General features: G+C 76.1%; 1 protein-coding gene. It reads right to left on the minus strand.

What is annotated here, in order from left to right; all coding sequences use genetic code 11:
* Positions 1-1079 (minus strand): aldehyde dehydrogenase family protein (locus AN218_RS29545; protein ID WP_141747745.1); only part of this gene is annotated, 1079 nt, incomplete at both ends.

Genomic DNA, 1079 nt, shown 5'->3' on the forward strand with positions numbered 1-1079 from the left:
GGGCCGCCCGCTCAGGCGGTTGGTCAGGCCGCCGTCTTCGGGAATCACTCTCCTTCCCCCGAAGGGCGGGCGCACACGTGACGGCCCGTCCGGAGCCCTGGCCACGAGGGCGCGGCTCCTCCGGACCGTCCGGTCGTTCGTCCGAAGTACGGTCACTGTGCGCAAAGTTGGGCACGGAGTTGGGCACGGAGTTGGGTGCGGCGGTGCGTTGCGGGGCGCCTTCGGCGGTACGGCGTCCGTCCGCCGTCTCGGCGAGCAGTTCGGCCTCGGTCTCGACGGGCACGACCCAGTCGACGGGCCCGTACACCCCTCCCCCGCGCACGGTGCGTACGTCGGCGGCGAGCGCGGGCGGGCACAGCAGCGCCGTCGGCGCGAGATACGCGGAGGTGTCCTGCCCCGGCAGCAAGTGCCCGTCCGCCAGGGCGCCCTGGTGGAGCGGTTCGGCTCCGCGGTCGAGGGCGTCCCGTACGGCGGCGGCCAGCTCCCCGGCGGCGGCGGCGCTGCGCAGGGGGCCGAAGTCCAAGTCGGGCAGGGGGTCTTGGGGCGAGGCGACGGCCAGCGGATGACCGAAGCGCGCGGCACGGACGGCGGGCAGATACGCCTCCAGGAACGCGCTCAGCAGCGAGCGCCGTACGACCCATCGCGTCCCCGTGCCGGGACGCGGCCAGGCGGCGGACCGGCCGCCGAGCAGGGCCGGGAGGGCGTCCCGGTCCGCGCTGTCCCACACTCCCCAGCAGCCGCCGGGCGAATCGGACAGTCCGGGCGCGTCGGTCAAGTCGTCAGAGAAGTACGGGTCGTTGGGGCCGTACGGGCCGTGCGCCCGTATCTGTCCGGACGCCGCCTCCCGGTCCACTCCGCTCAGCAGGGTCAGCGGCAGTCCCTCCCGCACGGACAGGGCCGCGGCCAGGCCGGTGCAGGCGGCGCAACTGCCGCCCGCGGGCCCGGCGATGACCGCGTTCCCGGCGAGCGCACGGAGCAGCATGGCGCGGACGAGGGCCATCGGGCGGTACGCGGGGTCACCGGCGACGACGGGCCCGTGCAGCGGGGCGCGCTCCCCCGCCTGGGTCGCGACGGTGCCG

The organism is Streptomyces nanshensis (assembly GCF_001751255.1).
GTDB classification, from domain to species: domain Bacteria; phylum Actinomycetota; class Actinomycetes; order Streptomycetales; family Streptomycetaceae; genus Streptomyces; species Streptomyces nanshensis_A.